Origin of the sequence: Sphingobium sp. HDIP04 (genome assembly GCF_000445085.1) — a bacterium.
Classification (GTDB): Bacteria; Pseudomonadota; Alphaproteobacteria; order Sphingomonadales; family Sphingomonadaceae; genus Sphingobium; species Sphingobium indicum.
Window position 1 is genome coordinate 1 of record NZ_ATDO01000092.1, and the last position, 5,376, is coordinate 5,376.

The window sequence follows — 5,376 nt, forward strand, 5'->3', positions numbered from 1 at the left end:
AACTGCTAAACTAAAAAATACAAGAAATATTTTGAGGTCAACTGAGTTTTTTCTAATATGTTGCGAAACCGCAACAATTTTCTCAATGGATTCATCACTATCCGCTAGGGCTGTCGCCCTGGCGGCCGAACAGGCGCGACCAGAAGCCGGGGCGGGAGCTGGGCTGCGAGACAGCGCGCTGATCGGTGAGGGCGAGCCGTTGGGCTTGCTCCCGCCAAGCGTTCCGTTCTTCACGCAGTTCGGCAACCTGCTCCCGCAACAGCCTGTTTTCAGCCTGTAAACCGGGGGTGTCACTGCCTGTTATGTTAGGCTGTAAAGGTTGCTGCACCCCATTTACAGGGGGCCAGACACGAAATAGCTCGACAGGTTCAATGCGCCATTCGCCGTTATCGGATTTTTCGGCGGAAACCCGGCCTGTCTTGATCGCCTTCATGAGCGTTTGGCGGGTGACACCGACCTTTTCGGATGCTTCTCTTAGGGTGATACCCATGATGTCACTCGCTGTTAAGTCGGCCTGTATAGTATCTATATATCGGTTGCATCGTCAGGGGGAGAGGCATCGGGCGCGCGGAGCCTGTTTCCTAGGCCGATGACGAGCTGGGATAGTTCCTCTTGCATCGCCGGATCGAGGTTCTGCTGTTCGGTGGCGGGCAGATCAGGCTCAATTCCATCTAGGAACGGTTGCGAAGGAGGGGGAAGTCCGTCGCCGTGCGGTAGCTGACGCTCACCTATCGGGGGAAGGCGGCGTAGTGGTTCTTGCTTGCCCAAAGTATCGCGGTCCGGCTGTTCGCTGTCGGAGACGACGACAGTTGCAGAAAATAGGCTGTATCTTAGCCCTTCACGTGGTCCAGACCAAACAACTCTATCGTTCAACACATATGCGTTGACAGTGCCGTTTTCACCAATCCGCCTGACTTCAATCCAATTTCCAGAAACAAGTGCAGTTATTGCTGTCTTAATAGTTGTAATTGATCTAACCCCTAGCAATTCTGCTAATGTCTTGTGACTTACTACAACAGCATTATTATCTCCGACCCGAGCGGCAAGCAGATGTAGTAAGGCCCCAGCCTTGGGGTTTGATGCGCTTAAGCGCGCCCAAGCCTCATGCGATGCACGGTCAGTCTGGACCCATCGGCTAGGCTGAGGCTTGGTGGCGGGCAAGGTGCGCGTATCTGTCACAGGGGTGTGACTCCAGTGTCGAGAAATCGGACATAGATTGGCTAGGGGCAGTCAATCTATGTCCGATTATCGCCAGAAAATTATCAAAAATCAACGTCAATTATCGACAATAAATTGGTGAAAATCGACAGACCCTAGCCAATCAGCTACTGGCTACCCCTAGCCAATCAGCTACTGGCTACCCCCCCCCGCCAACACATTGAAATTACGCAATAAAAAATCTCGCCCTTCTATATGATCTAAAGGGGGTGCAAGCGCGGACCTAAGCGCTGGCGAAGCAGCCCCTTTAGATAGGAACAAAAAGTGAACAATGAGCGCCGCTAATCGCGGCGCGCGTTATGGGTTGGAGACGCCCAGCTCATACGGTCGCATATTCCCGCAAAGGGCAGTTCCTACGGCAAAGTTCCTACGGGCTATCAGGGGGTGTAGGAGGCGATTTCCGGCCCGTAGGACGCAGGGAGGCGCTTGGGGGTGGCTTTTGTGCCATCCAAAGGCTCGGCGGCGCCCCTGCGGGACGCCAGAGGCAAATCGGAGTGAAGGAACTTGCGGGGGAGCAGTCAAAGAGGTATCATGTAACTTAGCATGATACCTATGGAGATTCACATGGCCGCGATCAAGCAAAGGGCTGACAAGGTAGATCGGCACCGCCAGCGGATGCGTGCGGCGGGGTTTCGGCCCGTCCAATTCTGGGTTCCCGACACGCGCGGGGCTGACTTCGCGGAGCGTGTGCGCCAGCAATGCTTGAAGTTGAAGGGCGACCCGGCGGAGCTGGACGCGCTGCGGTTTGTCGAGGAAGCGGCGGCGCAGGTCGAGGGCTGGCAGTGAAGCGAGGCGATATTGTCGCGGTTTCGTTGCAAGGTGACTACGGCAAGCCTCGCCCGGCCCTCATTGTGCAGTCGAATCTTTTGGCCGAGCTGGAAAGCCTCGTGATCTGCCCGATCACCAGCGCCGTGCGCGACGCTGCCTTTCGCATCACCGTCGAGCCGGACAACGCCAATGGGTTGCGTGTGCTCTCGCAGGTGATGGTGGACAAGCTCTCGACCCTGCCCCGCTCGAAAATCAGCAAGCCTTTCGGGCGGCTTGACGATGAGCGGATGAAGGCCGTGGACCGCGCCTTGCTCCTTGTCGTCGGGCTGATTTGAAGGGCGTCGGTCATTCCCTTGCCTGCAACGGCACCCAGTCGCCTTTGCACTTGCCTGTTTTGGCGTCCCATCGTGCGGTGCAGCCGTATAGCCGCTGTTCAATCTTGGGTTCCTTCGCCCACTGGTAGGCGAGGGCCGCGGCGAAGATCAGGCCCAGCCCGATCAGGGCGGCCGAGAGCCATTCCTTCAGCCGGTCCCACCATATCCCGGCACTGACCCGCTGGAGCTGCCCCGCCACGCGCTGGAGATCATCGACCGCCGTTCCCATCCGTTGCCCCCATTCGAGGCGCTGGCGGGCGTCCTGCTCGATCCGCTGGACCAGCGCGGCCGACTGCTGCGCGATCCCATCGGCCCCGGCCTGCCGCATCGCATCGAGCAGGACGCGATAATCCGCGCCGGGATCGGCAGGGGGCGGGGCGTCGAACTCAGCGGGGTCTAACGGGTCAGGCATCGGCGGGGCCGCCCTTGAAGGTCCAGCCATCGAACGCCTTGCGATCCTGATCGCGGCTGATCCGGCCCATCAGGTCATTGAGGCGGGATTCCCATGCGGGGTCTTTCATCGCGGCATCGAGGAGCAGGCCGCCGAGGATGATCTTGCGGCGGGCGTCCTGTTTGCGGTTCAGGGTGGCGGCGCGCGCTTCCAATGCCTGCAACCGGGCCTTGGCCTGTTCGACCTTGCGGCGGGCGTTTTCGATAGCCTCTGGCGTCGGAGCGGCCATGCACAATCCTTTCGCTGAGTGATATTGATAGCACCGGACCCGACTGAACGAAAGAGAGGAAGGGCGCACTTATGCAAACTTGCGTTTGCGTGCGGGAGGGGATACCCCTCCACCCCAGCGGGCTATCGCCCGCGCCATGCTCCCGCATGGCAAGGTAGGGCGCGGCGATGGCGAGTTTCCATCTTGCGGTGAAGGCGATAGGCCGTTCCGCCGGTCGCAGCGCGACGGCGGCGGCAGCCTATCGTGCGGGCGTCGAAATCACGGACGAGCGCACCGGCCTCGTCCACGATTACACCCGCAAGCAGGGCGTCGAGCATAGCGAGCTGATGTTGCCGACCGACGCGCCGGAGTGGGCGGCCGACCGCGAGCGGCTATGGAACGCGGCCGAGCTGGCGGAGACGCGCAAGAACGCGACCGTGGCGCGGGAATATGAAATCGCGCTGCCCGTCGAGCTGTCGGCCGACGAGCGCCGGGAGCTGGCCTTGGGCCTCGCGCGGGAAATCAGCGAGCGGCATGGGGTGGCGGTGGACGTGTCGATCCATGCACCTGGTCGCGAGGGCGACCAGCGCAATCACCATGCCCACCTGTTGACGACGACGCGCCGCCTTGGCCCTGAGGGGCTGGGGGAAAAGACGCGCGAGCTGGACCAGAAGCAGAGCGGCGAGGTCGAGCGGTGGCGGGAACGATGGGCCGAGATGCAGAATCGGGCGCTGGAACTGGCGAACGTCCCCGACCGGGTGGACCATCGCAGTCACCAGCGGCAGGGGATCGAGCAGGAACCCACCGTGCATATGGGGCCGAGTGCGACGGCGATGGAGCGGCGGGCCGAGCAGGTGGCCGCGCGGGAAGGGCGGGCCTATGAGCCGGTGACGGCGGTAGGTCAGCACAACGCCGGCGTCGTCGAGCGGGCCGGCCTGCGCCAGTATATCGAGCGCGGGACGGAATGGCTGCGAGACATGGGGCAGCGGATCGCGGGCAGGCTGCACGATGTTGCGGCCAGCTTGAGCGGTGCGGTCGAGCGCGATCGGCGCGAGGCGGCCGAGGTGCAACTCGCCCGCGAAGCGCAGGAGCGTCTAGCCGCCGATCGCGCCCGTCAGGAAGCGCAGGAGCGCCAGCAGGTGCGGGAACGCGAGCGGGTGGCCGAGAAGTTCAATACCATCGCCGGGAAGCGCGAGGCGGGCGCGCATGGCTATGGCGACCATAACAGCGACTGGAAGGCGACCCCGGAAGCGCTCCGCAAGGCGGTGGACGCCTATAACGGGGCCAACCAGCACACCAAGGATCTTTATATCGAGCAGATCCAGCGTGAACCGAAAATGGCGCGCGCCGTGGGTCAGCTCATCGGTGAGCGGGAGCTGATCCTGCAACGCGACCGGGGCATGAGCTTGTGACGGCGATATACGATCCGATCATATATGATTCGGTCGCATATGATCGGATCGTATAGCCAAGAAAAAACCCTCCCGCAGAGCAGGAGGGTTTCTCACTTATCGCGATTTGAGAGGGTCGCGGATCAGAGCGTAAAGCGCAGACCGACCTGAAACAGCGAAGCCTTGGTTTTACCGAGGCGATATTCCACGTCCTCGTCCCCGAAGTTCAGCTTGCCGCTGCCGGTCTGACGATAGGTGTAATCGGCGGTCAGATCGATGCCCTTCGTCACCTTCACGGCTGCACCGGCGCGGAGCTGCCATGCGAAGCGAACCGAGCCGTCATCCTCGCCCAGCGCCTTGAGGTGTGAGCCGACCGCGCCGAGGCCCACGCCGACATAGGGCTTGAACGTGTTGCCGCCGAGCGGAATATCGTAGGTGACATTCGCCATCACGGCGAGCTGGCGCAGCTTAGCGACGGAGCCGTTGGTCGCGCTGATCGTGGTGCCGTTAATGTCAACGCCGTCCAAATCATCGACGCTGATAATGTCGAGTTCGCCAAGACCTTCGACAACATCGGAGAGGTCCTCGGCCGTGATCGCGGTGCCGTTCAGGCTCTTGAGCGTGATGCCCTTCACCTTGTTGCGCTGATAGGCCAGTTCGAGGCCGACGCGGACGCCGCCGAAATCATAGCCCAGCTCACCGCCAAAGGTTGCAGCGGACTTGGTGTTGAGCTTCGTGTCGAGGCGATTGTTCGGCTCGGACCATGTGTCGATGATGGCGAAATCGGGATTGTTGAGGTCAGCAACGCCGGTGCGAAGTTGGAAATACATACCCTTGTCGGCTTCATCCTGCGCGAAAGCAGGCGTAGCAAGAGCGGCAGACGCAAGAACGGCGCAAGTAATAATCTTCTTCATTAAGGCCTGTGGACATTCAGGATTCCCACGCTGCCTGATTTCTGATTCAGGA

7 protein-coding genes are annotated in these 5,376 nt (G+C 60.9%); 3 read left to right on the forward strand and 4 right to left on the reverse strand.

The genetic code is table 11. From position 1 onward, the window contains the following. Positions 1-97: 97 nt before the first annotated feature. On the reverse strand, positions 98-490 hold the full coding sequence (locus tag L286_RS47950; RefSeq protein ID WP_013044867.1) for a hypothetical protein: 393 nt from the start codon (positions 488-490) through the stop codon (positions 98-100). 1,292 nt (positions 491-1,782) lie between these two features. Between L286_RS47950 and L286_RS37080 the strand changes: the two genes are divergently transcribed. Both L286_RS37080 and L286_RS0124710 read left to right on the forward strand, forming a co-directional pair. Continuing rightward, positions 1,783-2,004: an antitoxin MazE family protein gene (locus tag L286_RS37080; RefSeq protein ID WP_013044873.1), complete on the forward strand. Its 222-nt coding sequence runs from the start codon at positions 1,783-1,785 to the stop codon at positions 2,002-2,004. Then, on the forward strand, positions 2,001-2,321 hold the full coding sequence (locus L286_RS0124710; protein ID WP_013044872.1) for a type II toxin-antitoxin system PemK/MazF family toxin: 321 nt from the start codon (positions 2,001-2,003) through the stop codon (positions 2,319-2,321). Before L286_RS37080 ends, L286_RS0124710 begins: the two co-directional genes overlap by 4 nt. Before the next feature lie 10 nt (positions 2,322-2,331). On the opposite strand, the gene L286_RS37085 is transcribed toward L286_RS0124710, so the two are convergent. Both L286_RS37085 and L286_RS37090 read right to left on the reverse strand, forming a co-directional pair. Beyond that, on the reverse strand, positions 2,332-2,772 hold the full coding sequence (locus L286_RS37085; RefSeq protein WP_013044871.1) for a hypothetical protein: 441 nt from the start codon (positions 2,770-2,772) through the stop codon (positions 2,332-2,334). Further along, entirely contained in the window at positions 2,765-3,040 is a 276-nt protein-coding gene (locus tag L286_RS37090) for a hypothetical protein (protein WP_013044870.1), read from the reverse strand. The genes L286_RS37085 and L286_RS37090 overlap by 8 nt, the downstream gene beginning before the upstream one ends. Positions 3,041-3,207: 167 nt before the next feature. Here L286_RS37090 and mobQ point away from each other — a divergent pair, with 167 nt between their 5' ends. Then, a complete protein-coding gene (gene mobQ / locus L286_RS37095) occupies positions 3,208-4,431 on the forward strand; it encodes a MobQ family relaxase (RefSeq protein WP_013044869.1) in 1,224 nt (407 codons plus the stop codon). A gap of 122 nt (positions 4,432-4,553) precedes the next feature. Here mobQ and L286_RS37100 read toward each other — a convergent pair whose 3' ends face one another. Further along, positions 4,554-5,324 (reverse strand): outer membrane beta-barrel protein, encoded by a 771-nt coding sequence (locus L286_RS37100; RefSeq protein WP_037493360.1) that lies wholly within the window; start codon positions 5,322-5,324, stop codon positions 4,554-4,556. Positions 5,325-5,376 lie beyond the last annotated feature (52 nt).